Annotated in this window: 15 protein-coding genes and 1 pseudogene; 10 read left to right on the top strand and 6 right to left on the bottom strand. The window is 69.1% G+C overall.

What is annotated here, in order from left to right; all coding sequences use genetic code 11:
* Positions 1-126 precede the first annotated feature (126 nt).
* Positions 127-1,458, top strand: a complete 1,332-nt coding sequence (locus GR168_RS08890; RefSeq protein WP_231742518.1) for a glycosyltransferase — start codon at positions 127-129, stop codon at positions 1,456-1,458.
* A gap of 28 nt (positions 1,459-1,486) precedes the next feature.
* Here the strand turns inward: GR168_RS08890 and GR168_RS08885 are convergent, their stop codons facing one another.
* The 3 genes from GR168_RS08885 to GR168_RS08875 are packed head-to-tail and all read right to left on the bottom strand — an operon-like array spanning position 1,487 to position 4,233.
* On the bottom strand, positions 1,487-2,365 hold the full coding sequence (locus GR168_RS08885; RefSeq protein ID WP_159370559.1) for a glycosyltransferase family 2 protein: 879 nt from the start codon (positions 2,363-2,365) through the stop codon (positions 1,487-1,489).
* A 39-nt stretch (positions 2,366-2,404) separates the two neighbouring features.
* Positions 2,405-3,235, bottom strand: coding sequence for an ABC transporter permease (locus tag GR168_RS08880; RefSeq protein WP_159370558.1), 831 nt, complete (start codon positions 3,233-3,235; stop codon positions 2,405-2,407).
* A complete protein-coding gene (locus tag GR168_RS08875; RefSeq protein WP_159370557.1) occupies positions 3,232-4,233 on the bottom strand; it encodes an ATP-binding cassette domain-containing protein in 1,002 nt (333 codons plus the stop codon). The genes GR168_RS08880 and GR168_RS08875 overlap by 4 nt, the downstream gene beginning before the upstream one ends.
* A gap of 593 nt (positions 4,234-4,826) precedes the next feature.
* Here GR168_RS08875 and GR168_RS08870 point away from each other — a divergent pair.
* The 4 genes from GR168_RS08870 to GR168_RS08855 all read left to right on the top strand — a co-directional run bounded on the left by GR168_RS08870 (position 4,827) and on the right by GR168_RS08855 (position 9,805).
* Positions 4,827-6,284, top strand: coding sequence for a condensation domain-containing protein (locus GR168_RS08870; protein WP_159370556.1), 1,458 nt, complete (start codon positions 4,827-4,829; stop codon positions 6,282-6,284).
* A 16-nt stretch (positions 6,285-6,300) separates the two neighbouring features.
* Positions 6,301-7,797 carry a condensation domain-containing protein gene (locus GR168_RS08865; RefSeq protein ID WP_159370555.1) on the top strand — a complete coding sequence of 499 codons (1,497 nt, stop codon included), beginning with the start codon at positions 6,301-6,303 and terminating at the stop codon, positions 7,795-7,797.
* Positions 7,798-9,222: a condensation domain-containing protein gene (locus GR168_RS08860; protein ID WP_238995057.1), complete on the top strand. Its 1,425-nt coding sequence runs from the start codon at positions 7,798-7,800 to the stop codon at positions 9,220-9,222.
* Positions 9,223-9,325: 103 nt separating this feature from the next.
* Entirely contained in the window at positions 9,326-9,805 is a 480-nt protein-coding gene (locus GR168_RS08855; RefSeq protein ID WP_159370554.1) for a DUF4383 domain-containing protein, read from the top strand.
* A gap of 16 nt (positions 9,806-9,821) precedes the next feature.
* Here the strand turns inward: GR168_RS08855 and GR168_RS08850 are convergent, their stop codons facing one another.
* Positions 9,822-10,406 (bottom strand): TetR/AcrR family transcriptional regulator, encoded by a 585-nt coding sequence (locus tag GR168_RS08850; protein ID WP_226514402.1) that lies wholly within the window; start codon positions 10,404-10,406, stop codon positions 9,822-9,824.
* A 188-nt stretch (positions 10,407-10,594) separates the two neighbouring features.
* On the opposite strand from GR168_RS08850, the gene GR168_RS08845 reads away from it, so the two are divergent.
* A complete protein-coding gene (locus tag GR168_RS08845; protein ID WP_159370553.1) occupies positions 10,595-12,157 on the top strand; it encodes an NAD(P)/FAD-dependent oxidoreductase in 1,563 nt (520 codons plus the stop codon).
* 26 nt (positions 12,158-12,183) lie between these two features.
* Entirely contained in the window at positions 12,184-13,014 is an 831-nt protein-coding gene (locus tag GR168_RS08840) for an SDR family oxidoreductase (protein WP_068969927.1), read from the top strand.
* A gap of 89 nt (positions 13,015-13,103) precedes the next feature.
* Here GR168_RS08840 and GR168_RS08835 read toward each other — a convergent pair whose 3' ends face one another.
* Complete coding sequence (locus GR168_RS08835; protein ID WP_159370552.1) at positions 13,104-14,054, bottom strand: glycine betaine ABC transporter substrate-binding protein; 951 nt, start codon at positions 14,052-14,054, stop codon at positions 13,104-13,106.
* A 58-nt stretch (positions 14,055-14,112) separates the two neighbouring features.
* Complete coding sequence (locus GR168_RS08830; RefSeq protein WP_159370551.1) at positions 14,113-14,733, bottom strand: MarC family protein; 621 nt, start codon at positions 14,731-14,733, stop codon at positions 14,113-14,115.
* Between the two features lie 42 nt (positions 14,734-14,775).
* On the opposite strand from GR168_RS08830, the gene GR168_RS08825 reads away from it, so the two are divergent.
* The 3 genes and pseudogenes from GR168_RS08825 (at position 14,776) to GR168_RS08815 (ending at position 17,747) form a co-directional block, all read left to right on the top strand.
* The gene (locus tag GR168_RS08825; protein ID WP_058252770.1) at positions 14,776-15,861 is read left to right on the top strand and encodes a magnesium and cobalt transport protein CorA; all 1,086 of its coding nucleotides are present in this window, start codon (positions 14,776-14,778) and stop codon (positions 15,859-15,861) included.
* A gap of 46 nt (positions 15,862-15,907) precedes the next feature.
* Positions 15,908-16,543 (top strand): annotated as a pseudogene (locus GR168_RS08820) (endonuclease); the annotation flags it as partial.
* Between the two features lie 166 nt (positions 16,544-16,709).
* Positions 16,710-17,747: an iron-containing redox enzyme family protein gene (locus GR168_RS08815; protein WP_159371879.1), complete on the top strand. Its 1,038-nt coding sequence runs from the start codon at positions 16,710-16,712 to the stop codon at positions 17,745-17,747.
* Positions 17,748-17,762 lie beyond the last annotated feature (15 nt).

Raw genomic sequence — 17,762 nt, 5'->3', positions numbered from 1 at the left:
TGATCCCGGTCTCCGGCCGCGCGCCGCGGTGGCCGACCGTGTTTAGAATCGGTCCCGATCCGCCACCGCCGAGCACGGGTCGCCCATCCGACCGCACCCAGACGTGAGGGTTCGACGTTGAGGTTCGTGATCGCAGTCAACGGCAGTCGCGGCGATGCCCAGCCGGCCGTCGCCCTGGCCGCCGAGCTCGTGGGCCGGGGCCATACGGCGACTCTCGCGCTGCCACCCGACCTGGTCGACTTCGGCAGCGGCGCAGGGGTTCCCACCGAGTCGTACGGGTCGAGCACCCGTGCCCTGCTCGACTCGGAGATGGTCCGGGAGGACATGCGGTCGAAGAACCCCCGGACCCGGTTGCGTGCGGTGTCGGCGATGTCGGTGCGGGACGGCCGGGCGATGCAGCAGCGGTTGCTCGAACTCGCCGACGGCGCGGATGCGATCATCGCGAGCAGCGCCGGTCAGGAACGCGCCCACAATGTCTCGGCGGTCCTCGGCATCCCCCACATCCCGTTGCACTACTGCCCCATCCGGCGCAACAGCTCGGTGTCGTTGCTCGCGCACCTGGGCATCGACGCCCCGGCGATCGTCAACGACCTGAGCTGGCGCGTCGCCGAACGCGCCCTGTGGCTCGCCACCCGCTCGGCGGAGACCACGCTGCGGGCCGATCTCGGACTGTCGCCGCTGAACCACCCGTATTCCGAACTCATCGGCCGTACCGGCGTTCCCGAGATCCAGGCCTACGATCCGGCCCTCTTCGACGGACTCGCGACCCAGTGGGGCCGGCGCCGGCCGCTGGTCGGGTTCTTCACCCTTGCGGCCGCGCAACGCGCCGGGGTGGGCGACGCCGGACTCGACGGGGCCTCGGGAGCGGGGACGCTGGCCGACTGGCTCGACGCCGGCGACGCCCCGGTGTACGTCGGCTTCGGCAGCATGCTGCCCGCCGACCCCGACGGTCTGGCCGATGCATTCCGGACCGCAGCGCGGCGACTCGGGATCCGCCTGCTGGTGTCGGGCGGCTGGAGCGGTTTCATGTCGACCGAATCCGGCTCTGCCACATCCGAATCCGAGGCATCGGGACTCACGGATGCGATCCGCGTCGTCGGACACGTCGATCACGACACCGTGCTGCCGCGGTGTCGGGCCGCGGTCCACCACGGCGGCGCGGGTTCGGTGGCCGCCGGGTTGCGTGCCGGCCTGCCGACGCTGATCACGTGGGTCGGCGCCGATCAGCCGATCTGGGGCCGGGCGGTGAGCAAGGCCGCGGTCGGGGCCACGCTGCCGATGGCTCGGGTGACAGCGGAGTCGCTGATCGGCGCCCTCGACACGATCCTGGACACCGAGGTCCGGGGACGGTCCGCCGAGCTCCGCAGTCGGCTCATCGCCCCCGACGAGGCCGTACACACGGCGGCCGACATCGTCGAGGACACGGTGCGCGTCACGACGGTGCGCGGCGCCGGCTGATCCCGGAACGCCGACCGACCGCCCGACCCTACGGGAGGACTCGATCGGAACCACCGCCCCGCAACAGGTTTCGCGGGTCGACGCGCCCGGTCCGGGAGTCGTAGGACCGCAACACGACAAGTCGTAGCGCGTGCGCGACCGTGATAGCGGGCACGTACACCGCCGCCGAACCCGCTGCCAACCCGACGCGACGGTGCAGCAGGAACGTTCGCGGCAGGAAACTCATGTAGCGGACGAACGGCACCATGCCGGTCTCCATCCGGCGCGGTGACACCCCGACGGTCAGCGAGCGGAGAAACGCGTTACGGCCCCCGGCGTCACCGACACACAGTCCCATGTCGACGTCTTCGAAGATGTTGCGTCGCATGCTGACACGGTCCCGGATCCGCACCCAGGTCGCACGGCGCACCACCATGTTCGAGCCGTACAGGACAGGCACCTCGGACACGGACTTCTCGCTCCGCAACTTGTTCAGCGGGTGCAGCCGGGTCTTCCACCGGTCGAACCTGCCGGCGAGCGGCACGTCGTAGGCCTCCCCGCGCCCGCACAGGGCCGCCCAGTCACCGCGGACATCCGCGGTGAAGAACTCCACGATCGTCCGCGCCCAGTCCGGCGGCACCCGGGTGTCGGCGTCGATGCGGGCGATGAGATCACCGGTCGCGGCGTCGAGTCCGGCGTTGCGCGCGTAGACCAACCCCTGTCGTGCTTCGTCGATCACCCGGACACGGGGATCAGCCGAACACCAGGCATCGATCACCGCCCGGCCGCCGTCGGTCGAGTTGTTGTCCACCACCACGATCTCGGTGATCTGGTCGAACTGTGCGGCCAGGCGGGTCAAACAGTCGCCGATCGTGTCCTCCTCGTCGAAGACCGGGACGACCACCGAGAAGGTGAGCGGCGTGCCCATGATGGCTACTCCTTGCGCTGATCGGTTCGGTGCGGACACTCAGGTCCGCCGCATGTAGGTCCGCAGGGTCACCGGCACCACGACGGCGAGGACGGCCGCCGCGCCCACGAGCGTGTAGGCGATGTCGGTTCCCACGTCTTCGCCCGCGGCCAGTCCGCGCGCTGCCGTGACGAGATGGGACACCGGATTCGCCGACGCACAGGCCTGCATCCATCCGGGCATGGTGTCGATCGGGACGAGGGCGTTCGACACGAAGGTGATCGGCATCAGCACGAGCATCGAGACGCCCTGGACGGTCGACGCCTTGTCGAGCAGGACGCCGAGCAGCGCGAAGATCCAGCTCAGCGAGAATGCCACCACCACGATCAGGACACAGGCGATGGCGACCCCCACGGGGCTCGCCGGCCGGTACCCCATGATCACCCCGACGCAGACCGTGATGGCCGAGGCCACCACGTACCGCAACGTGTTGGCCACCAGGGCGCCGGCCAGCGGCGCGATGCGCGCGATCGGCAGCGACTTGAACCGGTCGAACACCCCGCGATCGAGGTCCTCGCGCAGCTGGACGCCGGTGACCACCGACGCCGCGACACACACCTGAACCAGTACGCCGGGAATGAGCAGCGGCAGGTAGCCCACCACGTTCCCGGCGATCGCGCCGCCGAAGATCGAGGAGAACATGACCGTGAACACGATGGGCAGCACGATGACGTCGAACAGCTGCTGCGGGTTGTGTTTGATCTTCAGCAGGCCACGATGGGTCATGGTGAGTGACTGCATCACCGCGGCGGTCGGCCGAACCCGGTCGTGGGGTTCGGCCGGGGCGTCGCCGGCGGCGAGTGCGCTCGGCTGCAGGGAACCGGTGGTCATGCGCGGGCTCCCGCCGAATCCGCCTGTGCCGCCATCGGTGCCGATCGCGTGGGGTCGCCCCCGTCGGTCAGCGCGAAGAACACCTCGTCGAGGGTCGGGCGCACGACGTTGACCGACGTCAACCCGAGCCCGCGCGCGCGGAGCGCACCGAGGATGTCGGCGAGGGGGTCGATGTCGGACATGGGCAGTACGAGGATGCCCTGGCCGCGCGCGATCGTCGCCTCGCCGTTCGCGGTGAACGGCGCGCACACCTCTGCCGCGGCGATCAGATCGTCCGCATCGGCCAATTCGAGTTTCACACTCATGTCGCCGACTCCGGCTTTCAATTCGTCGGCGGTCCCGTCGGCGACCACTCGGCCGCGATCCATGACCGCGATGTGATCGGCGAGTTCATCGGCCTCGTCGAGATATTGGGTGGTCAGCAATACGGTCGAACCGCGCGACACCATCTCACGAACCGTCTGCCACATCTGCGCCCGCGTCCGCGGGTCGAGTCCGGTGGTCGGCTCGTCGAGGAACAGCAGGCGAGGCCGGGTGATCAGCGAAGCCGCGAGATCGAGGCGCCGGCGCATCCCGCCGGAGAAGTGCCCCACCCGGCGGGTGGCGACCGCACCCAGCCCGAATTCCTCGAGCAGTTCGTCGGCACGGACCCGGGCGCGGCGGCGCGACGAACCGATCAGACGACCGAAGATCATCAGGTTCTCGCGGGCGGTGAGATCCTCGTCGACCGAGGCATACTGCCCCGTGACCCCGATCAGCGATCGAACCGCCGTCGCCTGCGCGACGACGTCATGCCCGAAGATCCGGGCGTCGCCGGCATCCGGGCGCAGCAAGGTCGCGAGCATGCGCACGGTGGTGGTCTTGCCCGCACCGTTGGTTCCGAGCAGGGCGAACACCCCGCCCGCGGGTACGTGGAGGTCGACGGCGTCGACCGCACGCGTCCCGCCGTACTGCTTGGTCAGACCGTGGGCCTCGATGGCCGGGACGGTCGTGGACATGGCACCCCCGATGCGTGTGGTCGACTTCGAACGGGCCCGCTCCCGGCGCCCTGCTCGGCACTCACGGTAGGTGAGCTCCCCGGGTGCCGCAACGTGACCTGTTACGGCATACCGTGCTGCCCGGCAATGCATTTCGGCGCAACCCGGCCTGACCGCGCATTCCCTCCGATGCCACCCCTGTGCGGCAACCGCTCGTCATGAGTTCTTTACATGAACGCAACGAAACGCCCTTGACCGCAAGGCCGAACACCCAGCTCGGATCGAAAACCGCTGTCTCGCAGCGCGATTCCGAAACCGGCGGTGCGTCCGCGCACACCTGGACACCGTCCCCGTGATGAAGCTCACGGACTCCTGCCGCTGCACATGTCCGATGTGACCGCTTAGGCTCGGTTCAGACACAGGCGGCCGTGATGCGGTCCGTTCGACCGGAGAGGCCTCCGGGACGTCGTCGGACAAGGTCGTGCGCGTGCATCGGGGTACGGTCGATTCCTGTTGTCTCAGATCAGAACTCATGGGCCGGGGGGCCATGCCGGTGAAGGCGTGGCATGGCGTCGCGGCCCGAGAACGGATGACCGACGCATGGACGACCGCGAATGAAGTTCACCGAACTGTCCGACTATCCCGTCCCGCCCGGGACGGTGACGATCTGGACACCGACCACACGCGCGGATTCCGCGGGCTGGCACACCGATCCGCGACCGTTCACCTACGACCAGTCCGCCTCGATACGACGGTCGACCGCCTGCGACTCCGACGAGACCTCCTGGCTCGGGGCGGTTTTCGAGATCGACGACGATCTCGACGACGAGCACTTCGATGCGTGCCTCCGCGGGTGGATCACCCGGCACGAAGCCCTCCGCTCGACCTCGGACCCGACGGCCGACGACCCGCACCACGGCCGGCGTACCTACCGCGGAGCGCACCTCGGCGTCGACGCCGAGGACGTCGGCGGATTCGACTCGGGGGACGACGTCCGCGAGCTGCTCACCGCGGTCTTCGACACCAGGCTCGCGCCGACGCGGTGGCCGCACTGCATCGTGGCCACGATCGAGTCCGAGCGCGGCTTCACCGTCGCCTTCGCCGCCGACCACGTGGTCATGGATGCGTACTCGATCCTGTTGAGCATGAGCGAGATACGCCGGCTCTACCTCTCCCCGCGGCGCGGCTCGTCCACCGAGATGGCGGAGGTCGGCAGCCACCTCGACTTCAGCGTCCACGATCGGGCGGTGGGACTCGGAATCACCGTCGATCACCCCGTCGTCGCACGATGGCGCGCCTTTCTGGACAGCTCCGCCGAGACCCCGGGCTTCGACCTCCCGCTGGTCCGTCCGCACCTGCAGACCCGGGACCGTGCGCGCACCCCGCGCCAGCGCGGCATCTCCGAGTATGTCGCCACCGACAACCAGGCGACCTTCATGACCTCGGCGGCGCGTGCGCGCGGACACGGCACCCAGACCGCGGTGTTCGCCGCCCTCGCGGTCACCCTCCGCGCACTCACCGGCCGAGACACGCTGCGGCTCACGATGCCGATGCACACCCGATCCGAGGCACGGTATGCCGGGTCGGTCGGCTGGTATGTCGGTCTGGCGCCTCTGGAGGTCGACCTCACCGCCGCCCACACGTTCGACGACGCGCTCGACGCGACCGCGGCCGCCATCGACACCGTGCGCCATCTGCCGGCCTTCCCCTACCAGCGCATCGTCGAACTGCTCGGTACCGGCGGCGAACCCGAGTTCGTGGTGTCGTATCTCGACATCCGCCACGTCCCCGGGGCGGCCGAATGGGAGGCGGCTCGCGCGCAGATCCTGCGGGGCGGCTCACGGTCGGACCGCGAGGTCTACCTCTGGATCGCGCGTGTACCCGGCGGGATCACCCTGTCCGCCCGGCATCCCGGCCATGACCCCGCCGACTCGAGCATCCGCGACCTCCTCACGACGTACGCGACCGTCCTGAGAGCACTCGCCACCACCGGCACCGGACTGCCCCTGTCCTCCTACACCCACGCGAACTTCGCCGGCGCCACCGCGATCGACGGCGCCCGCCCCGCATGACCGACGAGAGGACCCGATGAGAATCACGGCCATGGGCAACTGGCGCCCACAACCCGGAACCGCCGTGCGATTCGATCCGACCGAGGCGTGCCGCGCGGCCGCGGCGGCGGCGCCCGCCCACACCGCTCCGGTGACCTTCCTGGCCCAGAACCACGTCCGCGGTGCTGCGGTGGCCCGGGCCGCGGGCCGTACCCATCGCGGATACCTGGGATCGGGCACGGAGATCGACGGCGACCTCGACACCGCGGCACTCGGGACCGCCCTGACGCTCTTCGTCCGGCGACACGAGGTGCTACGCACCTGGTTCGAATGCCGCGACGGAGAGGTCACCGCCCATGTCGTCGACCCGTCTGACATCGAGTTCGAGGCACACGTCGACCGCGAACTGGCGAGCACCGAGGACATCCACCCCTATCTCGTCGACCGATTCGACCGCGAGACCCCGAGCGACTCCTTCCCCGGCTTCGCCTTCGGGGCCATCCGCCGCCCGGGCGGCTTCGCCATCTTCCTGGCGTGCGATCACGCGCTCTCCGACGGCGCCTCACAGGCCCTCGCCCTCGACGAGATCGCGCAGATCTACGCCGAACTGATCCGGCCGAACGGGCACGGCCACCCCGAGCCGGACCCCGCGACGCCGGCCGCCGGGAGCTACTTCGCCTATGCGGCCGCGGAAGCGGAGGTGACCGCCGAGCATCTGGCCGGGTCACCCCAGACCAGGGCGTGGCAGGACATCTTCCGACGCCACGACCTGCAGATGCCGCGCTTCCCACTGGACCTCGGCCTGGGGCCGGGAGAAACAGCGCAGGTGGCCGGGGTCGAGGTCTCACTGCTCGATCGTGGCGGCATCGTCGCCTTCGACACCGTCTGCCGGGCGGCGGGGGGTCGGTTCGTCGACGGCATCTACGCCGCCATCGCCGTCGCCGACCGCGAACTGGCCGGCGCGGACGACTACTACGGCATGACGGTGTTCAACACGCGTGCCGCGCTCGACGGGTACGCGACGTCGCAGGGATGGTTCTGCAACTTCGCCCCGGTCGAGTTCTCCCTCGCCGGCGCGTCGACGTTCTCCGAACTGATCCCGGCGGCCCATACGGCCCGTCGCCGCGCTCGTGACCTGGCCGCCGTCCCGGTCGCCGCCGCACTGACCGCCATCGCCGCCGCCGGGGCCACCCCGGACGCGATCATCACCGCACCGAACCTGTTGTCGTACATCGACTTCCGCTGGTTCCCCGGCACCTCGCGCGAGGCCTTCCGGCGCGGTGCGCTGTTCACCGGGGAGGGGCGCACGGCCAATGCGTCGGCGTGGATCAATCGCGACCACGACGAGCTCTACCTGGGTAGCCAGATCCCGGGCACGCGCTTCGCCGAGTCGGTGGCCCGCCCCTACTACGAGCGGCTACGCGACATCATGACTGACATCGCCGCGACCGGCGATCGGCGAATCCAGGCACCGGCGGCCGGTTCCGGGCGAGCTGCCCCGCCCACCGACACGGCGTTACGCAAAGGAGCGTGAGTGGGCGTGCACGTCACCACCATCGATCGCTACTGCCCGCCCGCCGGCGAGCTGTTGACCTGGACCGTGGACGTCTCGGCCGCCAGGCCCGAGATGTCGGACGTTCCACCGTCGTTCAACCAGACCGTGCACCTGGCCACGGCCGGTGACTCGAGTACGTGGCTGGCCGCCGCGTTCACCGTCCGCGGGCGCGTGGACCGTGCGGCGCTCGGGTCCGCCTACCGGGCGCTCATCGCCCGGCACGGCACCCTGCGGTCGTCGTTCTCGGCGGGCCCCGCGGGAATCCGGCGACGCGCATACGATCCGGACGACCTGGTCCTGCACCTCGGCAGCGTGGTCGACACGACCGCCGACACCGTCCTGCGCGACCGGCTTCGCGACACCCTCGATCGCGCGTGCCATCCCTTCGGTTACCCCGCGTTCCTGTTCGCGGCGATCGACCGCGACGACGCGTCGACGATCATCTGCGGATTCGACCATTGCCATGTGGATGCCTACTCGATCTCCATCGTCATCGACGACCTGCACCGGTTGTACGACGGATACCGTTGGCACGGCGAGCGTTTCGATCCCTCCACCCTGGCGATGAGCGGGAGTTTCGTCGACTTCTGCGCCGCGGAGTCACAAGCGCCCCCGGTCGCACTGTCCGACCCGCGGATGCGCCGGTGGCTCCGGTTCTTCGACGACCGGGACGGCACACTGCCCACCTTCCCGCTGGATCTCGGGGTCGAACCCGGGGCCACCGCGCCACAGGCCACCGAGGTGCGCGCACTCCTCGGCCGGCGGGCGACGGAGCAGTTCGCCGAGTTGTGCCGGCGCAGCGGCGCGAGCGTGTTCGGCGGGACGCTGGCCGCGATGGCCGACGCCGTGCGCCGCTGCGGCGGCGGACCCGAACTGCCCCTTCTGTTTCCGATGCACACGCGACGGGAAGAGAGGTGGCGCAACGCAGTCGGATGGTTCACCACCAATGCCCCGCTGCGGGTCGTGGGCACCGGCGATCTGCTGGAGACGATCCGGCGTACCGGGCCCGAACTCCGTCGCGCGGTCACGCTCGGCGAGGTTCCCGTCCCACAGGTGATCGAGGCGATGGGCGGACTCCGTCGCACACGCTCGGACATCTTCATGGTGTCCTATGTCGACTACCGGCTGCTGCCCGGCGCCGACCGACACCGGACCATCGACGCCCACCACATCTCGAACGCGACCACCGCCGACGACGCGCAGTTCTGGATCTCGCGCACCGACGACGGACTCGCGCTGCGGGCCCGGCACCCCGACACGCTGACCGCGCACCGCACCATCCGCCGGTTCACCGACGAGCTGATCCGTACTCTGCGAGCGGGCGTCGAACTGGCGGGGGCCGACGACAACGACATCCAGGAGCTGGACGGAGGCGCGGACACCGCGCACGTGGTCGGTCTCTGACCACCAGGTTTGGGAGGTCGCGAGGTGGATATCCCCCAGTCGTCCCCTGCCGTGGTGAAGAAACCGCCGCGACGATCCAGGTCTCTTCCGGAGGTCGGCTCTCATGACATCTGCGAACGCGCGAACCGCCCGGTCACCCATCCAGATCGCGGCACTGGCTGTCGGTGCGGTGTTTCTTCTCGTCGGCATCCTGGGTTTCATCCCGGGCATCACCACCGGCTACGACACCCTCACCTTCGCGAGCCACCATTCCGAGGCTGCCCTGCTGGGGATCTTCCAGGTGTCGATCTTGCACAACATCGTCCACCTGCTTTTCGGCGTGGCGGGCATCCTGATGGCGCGGACGGCGTCGTCGTCGTTTCTGTACCTCGTGGCCGGCGGCGCGGTGTACCTGGTGCTCTGGGTGTACGGACTCCTGATCGACCAGCACAGTGCCGCCAATTTCGTCCCGGTGAACACCGCCGACAATTGGCTGCACTTCGTACTCGGCGTCGGGATGGTTGGTCTCGGCCTGCTCCTGCGCGGTCGTTCGGTGCCGGCCGGCACCCGCCGCACGGGACCGGTCGGCGGTCAGCGGATCTGAACCCGGTCGCCGGCCTCTACTGGATCGTCGCCGCCGCGAGGGCGGGCAGCGCGGCGGTGATGAGGGCGAGCAGTTCGTCTCGGGTGAGCGCTTCGGCGTCGATCGGTTCGGCGGTGAGCCAGCGGATCGTGGTCTCCTCGACGAACGCGATCCAGCCGTGCACGCTCATCTCGACGATCGGCGTCACCTCGACCCCGAACACGGGCGCGTGGTCGAGAACCCGGCCGACCATCACCTCGCGGGTGCGGTCGACGACCTCCCGCATCGCCGCGTCCGAACTCGACGCGCCGCGGATCAGCGCGGTGTAGGCGGTCCGGTTCTCGCTCACGTAGTCGACGAAGGCCGCCATCGACGCGGTCAGGATCGCGATCGGGTCGCCGAGGGACTCGTCCGGCTCGGTGCGGGCGAGCATCCGGTCGGCCTGGGCCTGTGCGATCGCGACGTGGAACTCCTGCTTCGACGCGAAGTAGTGGAACAGCAGGGCGCGCGACACCCCGGCGGCCTCGGCGATCGCGTCGATCGTGATCTCCTCCAGCGGTCGTTCCCTGACCATCGCGAGCCCGTAGTCGATGAGCTGGTCACGACGTGCCTCGGGACTCATGCGCGTGCGTTTGTGCGGCACGCGCCGGTCACCGCCGTCGTCGCCGATCGACTCGTCGCCGATCGTCTTGCCGTTGGTCACCGACACCGCGCACGTCCTCGTCTACTGGGCACGCCGCCAGCCTACCCTCTATTGAGTGTTGTTCAATAACTATTGACACGTGTTCAGTACCACCTTATGGTGACACCATGACAACGAACGATGTAGAGATCGCCATCATCGGTGCCGGCTTCTCGGGTCTGGGCGCCGCGGTCCGTCTCAAGCAGAACGGCTTCGACGACTTCGTGCTCCTCGATCGCGGTAGCGACTTCGGCGGGACCTGGCGCGACAACACCTACCCGGGCGCAGCGTGCGACGTGCCCTCGCAGCTCTACTCCTTCTCGTTCGCGAAGAACCCCACCTGGTCGCGGTCCTACTCTCACCAGCCTGAGATCCACGACTACATCAACGGGGTCGCCGACCGGTTCGGCATCGCCGCGAAGGCCCGCTTCGGCACCGAGGTGACCCGGACCGAGTGGAACGAGGACGAGGGCCGGTGGATCATCGACACGCTTCAGGACGGGAAGACCGACCAGGTGCGGGCACGAGTCCTGGTCGGCGGTGTCGGCCCGCTCTGTGAGCCCAACCTCCCCGACATCGAGGGCATCGAGTCCTTCGAGGGCAAGATCGTGCACTCCGCCCGCTGGGACAACGACCACGACTTCGGCGGCCAGCGCGTCGCGGTGATCGGCACCGGTGCGTCGGCGATCCAGCTGGTTCCCGAGGTCGCGAAGGTCGCCGGACGCCTCGACGTGTACCAGCGGACCGCACCGTGGATCGTCCCCCGCACCGAGCGCGCCTACAGCTCCGTCGAGCACTGGGCCTACAAGAACGTCCCCGGGTACCAGTCCGCGGTCCGCGGTGGCATCTACGCCGCCAACGAGGTCGTCGCGTTCGGTCTGACCTACTCCCCCAAGGCCCTCAAGCCGGTCGAGTTGCTCTGCCGCGCCAACATCCTGCGCGGCATCGGTCGCGACGCCGAGCTGCGGCGCAAGGCCACCCCGACCTTCCAGGTGGGCTGCAAGCGCATCCTGCGGTCCAATGACTGGTACCCGGCCCTCGCCCGTCCGAACGTCGATCTCGTGACCGACGGCATCGACCGCATCACCCCGACCGGGATCGTGTCGAAGGACGGCACCGTCCGCGAGGTGGACGTGATCGTCGTCGCCACCGGATTCCACGTCACCGACTCCCCGGTGTTCGAGAAGATCATCGGCAAGGACGGCCGCAGCCTCGCGCAGGTGTGGAACGAGATCGGCATGCAGGGCTACAAGGGCTCGTTCGTCCACGGCTTCCCGAACATGATGCTGATGGTGGGCCCGTCGACCGGGCTGGGCCACACCTCGATGGTGTACATGATCGAGTCGCAGCTGAACTACCTCGTCGATTATCTGAAAACCTCTCGCGCGCTGGGGATCACCCGGACCGAGGTGAAGCTCTCCGCCCAGCAGGAGTTCAACGCCGGAATCCAGCACAAGCTGCGCAACAGCGTGTGGGTGAACGGCGGGTGTGCCTCCTGGTACAAGGACGCCAACGGCAACATCACCACACTGTGGCCGGGCTTCACCTTCGCGTTCCGGCAGACGACCCGTTCCTTCGACGTCGCCGCCTACGATGTGACCCGCGGTGCCCGGCGATCCGCCGCACCCGCGGTGCCGGCCGGTTCTGCCACCGGCGACGACATCGCGTCGCCCGCCACCGCCAACGCCTGACCGAACCCACCCACAGGAGACAAGACATGAAGGACTTTCGCGGCAAGGTCGTCGTGATCACCGGCGCCGGTTCGGGAATGGGCCGTGACATCGCCGTCAAGCTCGCGCGTCGCGGTGCGCGGCTGGCCATCTCCGACGTCACCCCCGACGGCCTGGCCGTCACCGAGAAGCTGGTGACAGAGGCAGGCGCCGAGGTGCATTCGCAGCTGCTGAACGTCGCCGAGCGCGAAGCGGTACTCACCTACGCCGACACCGTCGCCGAGCACTTCGGCGTGGTCAATGTCGTGTTCAACAACGCCGGCATCGCCCACCACGGCGAGATCGAGCGCACCGAGTTCAAGGACATCGAACGGGTGATGGACGTCGACTACTGGGGAGTCGTCAACGGCACCAAGGCGTTTCTGCCGCACGTGATCGCGTCCGGGGACGGGCACATCGTGAACACCTCGTCGTTGTTCGGCTTGCTGGCCGAACCAGGCCAGGCCGCCTACAACTCCGCCAAGTTCGCGGTGCGCGGATTCACCGAGGCGCTGCGGCAGGAGATGATCATCGCCAAGCACCCGGTGCAGGTGTCGTGTGTGCATCCCGGCGGGATCAAGACCGCGATCGCCCGGAACGCCACCGTGTCCGGGGATCACGACCAGAAGGCCACGGCCGCGTTCTTCGACCGCTACCTCGCCCGGATGACGAGTGAGGATGCGGCCGAGGTGATCATCGAGGGCGTCCGGAAGAACAAGGCACGCATCCTGGTCGGCACCGACGCCAAGATCCTGGACCTGTCGGTGCGCCTCGTCGCCTCGAAGTACCAGTGGGTGTCGGCGAAGCTCACCGGTTGGGCGCTGTCGAAGGCGCGCTAGACGCCGGATCACACAGGTCGTGACACCGACACGCGGTCGGGGCGTGTCGGTGTCACCCGTCGTGTCGGCACGGCGTCTTCGCCGCGCTGCTACAGCCCGTGTTCGCCCAGCCAGGCCAGCGCGACCTCACGCGGGTCCGCACCGCCGTCGACCTCGGCCGCCATGGTGGCGAGATCAGCGGTCGTGATCTCGCCCGCCACCTTGTTCATGGCCTTCACCTGATCGCGGTTCAGCGCCGCGGAACGGAACACCGGGACCAGCACCTCCGCCCGCGGACCCGACTCGTCCGCGGGTTCGGCAGCCGCGGCACCGTCCGCGGTGTCGCCGCCACCCGGTGATGTGCGGAGCGCCTGGACCTCCGACGACGCCCCGTCGGCGTCCTCGCCGGCGATCTCGAGGGGGGTCAGCAGTCCGACCGCGCCGCCGTCGGCGGCACGTCGGAGTACCTCCTCTCCGGTGGCGGTGACCTCGACCGGACCGAAGGCACAACCGGCGTCGGCGAAGGCACGCATCGTCGAGTCATCGGGTTCGGCGACGGCCACGACCGGCAGGCCCGCCGGCAGTCGGCCGCAGTCCTCGAGTCCGGTGGCGCCGACGTCCCCGGCGAGGGCCGTCGACACGAAGATCTGCGGCGCCGCCGATACCGGCGTCTCATCGCCGACCGAAACCCCCTGCGGGAGTGAGCGGTTCAGGTCGTTGTAGACGTCCTCGGCGCCGATCGCGGTAGACGACGGGGACAACAACGTCAGCAGTTCCCCGGTGAAAGCCGGGAAGAGATCGAGCGCAGCGCGGTCCATCTCGTCCAGCAGCGCCGGCGCGTCGCCGCGGAGCTGGTCACCGGACACCACCGACCCCGAATTGCGCAACGCACCCGCGTACACCTCGGCCATCACGCGCATCGCCGGGTCCTCCGACGAGCCGATCACCACCCCGCGCGGCGGAGACGACGAGTCGTCGGCGCACCCGGCGATCACCACCGCCAGGACGACGATCAGGCCGGCCACCGTGATGAGACGTTTGCGGACACGACGTTCAGTCACCCCGCCACCGTATCCGCAGCACGTCCCACGTCCGAACGAGGCGGGTCCCCGGGTCGGCTCACGCTCCCTCGGCAATGAATCCCGTGACGGAGTCGGCGATGAGCTGCACGGCGATCGCGGCGAGGAGCAGGCCCGCGATCTTGGCGAGCAGCGTGATGCCGCCGATGCCCAGGAGGCGGATGAGCGCCGTCGAATAGCGCAGGACCAGCATCACCACCAGGTGAACGCTGACGATGGCTGCCGCGATGGCCAGATAACCACCCGATCCGGCGTCGACGCCGCTCACACCGACGATGACCGCGGCGATGGCACCCGGTCCGGCGAGCAGCGGGGTGCCGAGCGGGACCAGCGCGACGTTGACGTCGTCGGCGGCCGTGGGCTTACCGGCGTTGCCGAGGCCGGTGAGCAATTGCAGCGCCACGAGCAGCAACAGCAAACCGCCGGCGCCCTGCAGCGCCGGGATCCCGATGTGGAGATAGTTCAGGATGGCTTTGCCGGCGACGGCGAACACACTGATCACCAGGAGGCTGACGAGCGGCGCCTGCCAGGCCGCGCGGCGCCGGTACTCCGGCGAGCGTTGACCGACCAGGCTGAGGAACAGCGGGATCTGGCCAGGCGGGTCCATGATGACGAGCAGCGTGATCAACGTCGTCGTGTACACCGTGACGTCGAAGGACACGTTCGGAGAGTGTACGGGGCCCGCCGGGTAGCATCGGCACTCGTGCCCTCGATCCCCCGGCCTGGTCCGCGCGGGTTGTCACCGCGCCGCGAGCGCCGCCCGCTCCCCGAGATCCGTGTCCCCGTCGCACGGGCGATCGTCGATTGCGCGGTCTACGTCGACGGCCACCGGCAACCGGGACGGGTGAGCTACACCGAGGGTCTCGCCCGTGTGCGGGCCGCCGGCGAGGGCTTCGTCTGGGTCGGACTCCACGCCCCCGACGACGCTCAGATGGCCGACGTCGGCGCCACGTTCGGCCTTCACGAACTCGTCGTCGAAGATGCGGTACACGCGCACCAGCGGCCGAAGCTCGAGGTCTACGACGACACCCAGTTCCTCGTCCTGCGCACCGTGCAGTACATCGAGCACGAGACGATGGCCAAGGCGAGCGAGGTCGTCGAGACCGGCGAGATCATGGTCTTCGCGGGGCCGGACTTCGTATTGACCGTGCGCCACGGTGAGCACACCGAACTGTCGGAACTGCGCCGTCGCCTGGAGACGCACCCCGAGCGTCTGGCCCTCGGCCCGACCGCGGTGCTGCACGCCGTCGCCGACAAGGTCGTCGACAGCTACCTCGCCGTCACCGACCGGATGGACGCCGATGTCGCGGCGATCGAGGAGGTCGTGTTCGGTCGGCAGGGTCACGCACTCGACATCGATCCCGTCTATCTCCTGCGGCGCGAGGTGCTCGAACTCCGTCGTGCGGTGACACCGCTGGCGGCCCCGCTGCAGAGTCTCACGGCGAGCGGTAATCCACTGGTGCCCAAGGAGATCCGGCGCCAGTTCCGCGACGTCGCCGACCATCTCACCACCGTCATCGACCGGGTCCTCGAGTACGACGAACTGCTCACCTCCCTCCTGCAGGCCGCGGCCGCGAAGGTCGGCATCCAGCAGTCGACCGACATGCGCAAGATCTCGGCATGGGTCGCGATCGCCGCGGTGCCGACCATGGTCGCCGGGATCTACGGCATGAACTTCGACCACATGCCCGAACTGCACCAGGAGTGGGGTTATCCCGTCGTGCTGGGCTGTCTGGTGGCCCTCTGCGCGACGCTGTTCGTCGTGTTCCGCCGCAGTCACTGGTTGTGACCCGCGACTGGGATTGCCCACGCACCGGCGTGGGTAACCGGCTTCGATGACCCGCACGGACCACGCCGAGGACACAGCGCGACAACTGATCGACCGCGCCGGCCGCACCTACGCGCAGGACGCCGGCATCACGCTGAAGAACACGCCGTCACCGCTCTTCGAACTGTTGGTGCTCACCCTGCTCCTCAGTACGCGGATCTCCGCGGACATCGCGGTGGCCGCCGCGCGCGAACTGTTCACCGCCGGTTACCGGACCCCGGAGAAGATGGCCCGCGCCGACTGGCAGAAGCTGGTCGACGCGCTCGGCCGCGGCCACTACGTCCGCTACGACGAGAGCACCGCCACCCGCCTCGGCGAGGCGGCGCAGAAGGTCCTCGACGACTACCACGGCGATCTCCGTCGGCTCGCCGACGACGCCGACTCCGACCCCACCCGGGCGGCAGAACTGCTCCAGGATTTCACCGGCATCGGTCCGGTCGGGGCCGACATCTTCCTGCGTGAGGTGCAGTCGGTGTGGGAGTGGGTCGCGCCGCGTTTCGACAAACGCGCGCTCGCCGCCGCCCGCCACCTCGGACTACCCGAGGACCCGGCACGGCTCGCCGATCTCGCCGACGGCCGGCCCGAGGTGCTGGCAGCGGCGCTGGTGCGTGTCTCGCTCGACGAGCAGTTGCGCGCGGAGATCGCCGGATCCGACAACCGGGCCTCTAGGCTGGGACGACGGTCACAACCACCCGGTGATGGTTTGTGCCGTCCCCGATCCGGTTACCCAGGAGAGCCGGCGTCCGCCGCGCACCGCGGTGCCCGACGCCCGTACCCGACAGGAGGACTCCCAGGTGTCAGCTGACCCGATGGTCGACGATCCGACGGCGCACGACACGGCCTTCCGACGCCCCCTGTTGCCTGGTGCGCGCGGACCGCTCTCGGCCCTCGTGATCGATCTCCTCCGCGGTGACCCTACGTCCGCATCAGTCCTCGACCTGCCGGCCGACGACCCGAGGGTCGTCGATGCCAACCCCTACGGCGACGATCTGCAGCTCGCGCTGTACCTCTGCTACGAGATGCACTACGTCGGGTTCGTCGACGCCGACGCCGGATGGGAATGGAGTCCGGCCCTGCTCACGGTCCGGGCCACCCTCGAGCAGCGATTCCTCGCCGCCCTGCATCGCGACGTACCGGCGATGACCGCCGACGATTCCGCCGAGCACGAGATGGACGAGCTGTGCATCGAGAACCCCGACGGTGACGGCGCCTCCTACCGGCTCCGCGACGCCGGGACGTGGGAGCAGTACCGGCAGCTCTTCGCCCTGCGCTCGCTGTACCACCTCAAGGAGGCCGATCCGCACGCCTTCGCCATCCCACGTCTGCGCGGGCACGCCAAGGCCGCCTACGTCGCTGTCGAGTTCGACGAGTTCGGCGGCGGGCGCGGCGACGCCGTACATCAGGAGTTGTTCGCCGATCTGCTCCGCGCTGCCGATCTCAGCGCCGACTACCTCGGCTACCTCGACACCGTTCCCGGCGTCGCCCTCACGCCGGTCAATCTGATGTCGCTGTTCGGGCTTCACCGGCGCTACCGGGGCGCGGCGGTCGGGCATCTGGCGGCCACCGAGATCACCTCGCCGCCCGGTTCGCAGCGCCTGCTGGCCGGTTTGGAGCAGCTCGACGCTCCGGAGGCGTGCCGGCGGTTCTATCGCGAACACGTCGAGGCCGACGCCGTGCACGAGCAGATCCTGCGTACCGATGTCGTCGGCGATCTCATCCGCACCGAGCCGGACACCGAAGCCGATGTGATCTTCGGGATCCGCGCCTTCCTGTTCGTCGAGGACGCCCTCGACCGGCATGTGCTGTCCGCGTGGGACGACGGAAAGAGCGCCTTCCCGGGTATCTGATCCGGGCAAGGCGCT

Source organism: Gordonia sp. JH63 (assembly GCF_009856645.1).
Lineage (GTDB): Bacteria > Actinomycetota > Actinomycetes > Mycobacteriales > Mycobacteriaceae > Gordonia > Gordonia hongkongensis.
The sequence above is the reverse complement of the archived record's forward strand: the minus strand, read 5'-3'. Positions and strand labels throughout refer to the sequence as shown.

Coding starts and splice junctions, on each gene's coding strand:
- GR168_RS08885 (WP_159370559.1), bottom strand. CDS start 2,365: ATGGGCACGCCGCTCACCTTCTCGGTGGTCGTCCCGGTCTTCGACGAG.
- GR168_RS08880 (WP_159370558.1), bottom strand. CDS start 3,235: ATGACCACCGGTTCCCTGCAGCCGAGCGCACTCGCCGCCGGCGACGCC.
- GR168_RS08875 (WP_159370557.1), bottom strand. CDS start 4,233: ATGTCCACGACCGTCCCGGCCATCGAGGCCCACGGTCTGACCAAGCAG.
- GR168_RS08870 (WP_159370556.1), top strand. CDS start 4,827: ATGAAGTTCACCGAACTGTCCGACTATCCCGTCCCGCCCGGGACGGTG.
- GR168_RS08865 (WP_159370555.1), top strand. CDS start 6,301: ATGAGAATCACGGCCATGGGCAACTGGCGCCCACAACCCGGAACCGCC.
- GR168_RS08855 (WP_159370554.1), top strand. CDS start 9,326: ATGACATCTGCGAACGCGCGAACCGCCCGGTCACCCATCCAGATCGCG.
- GR168_RS08850 (WP_226514402.1), bottom strand. CDS start 10,406: ATGAGTCCCGAGGCACGTCGTGACCAGCTCATCGACTACGGGCTCGCG.
- GR168_RS08845 (WP_159370553.1), top strand. CDS start 10,595: ATGACAACGAACGATGTAGAGATCGCCATCATCGGTGCCGGCTTCTCG.
- GR168_RS08840 (WP_068969927.1), top strand. CDS start 12,184: ATGAAGGACTTTCGCGGCAAGGTCGTCGTGATCACCGGCGCCGGTTCG.
- GR168_RS08815 (WP_159371879.1), top strand. CDS start 16,710: ATGGTCGACGATCCGACGGCGCACGACACGGCCTTCCGACGCCCCCTG.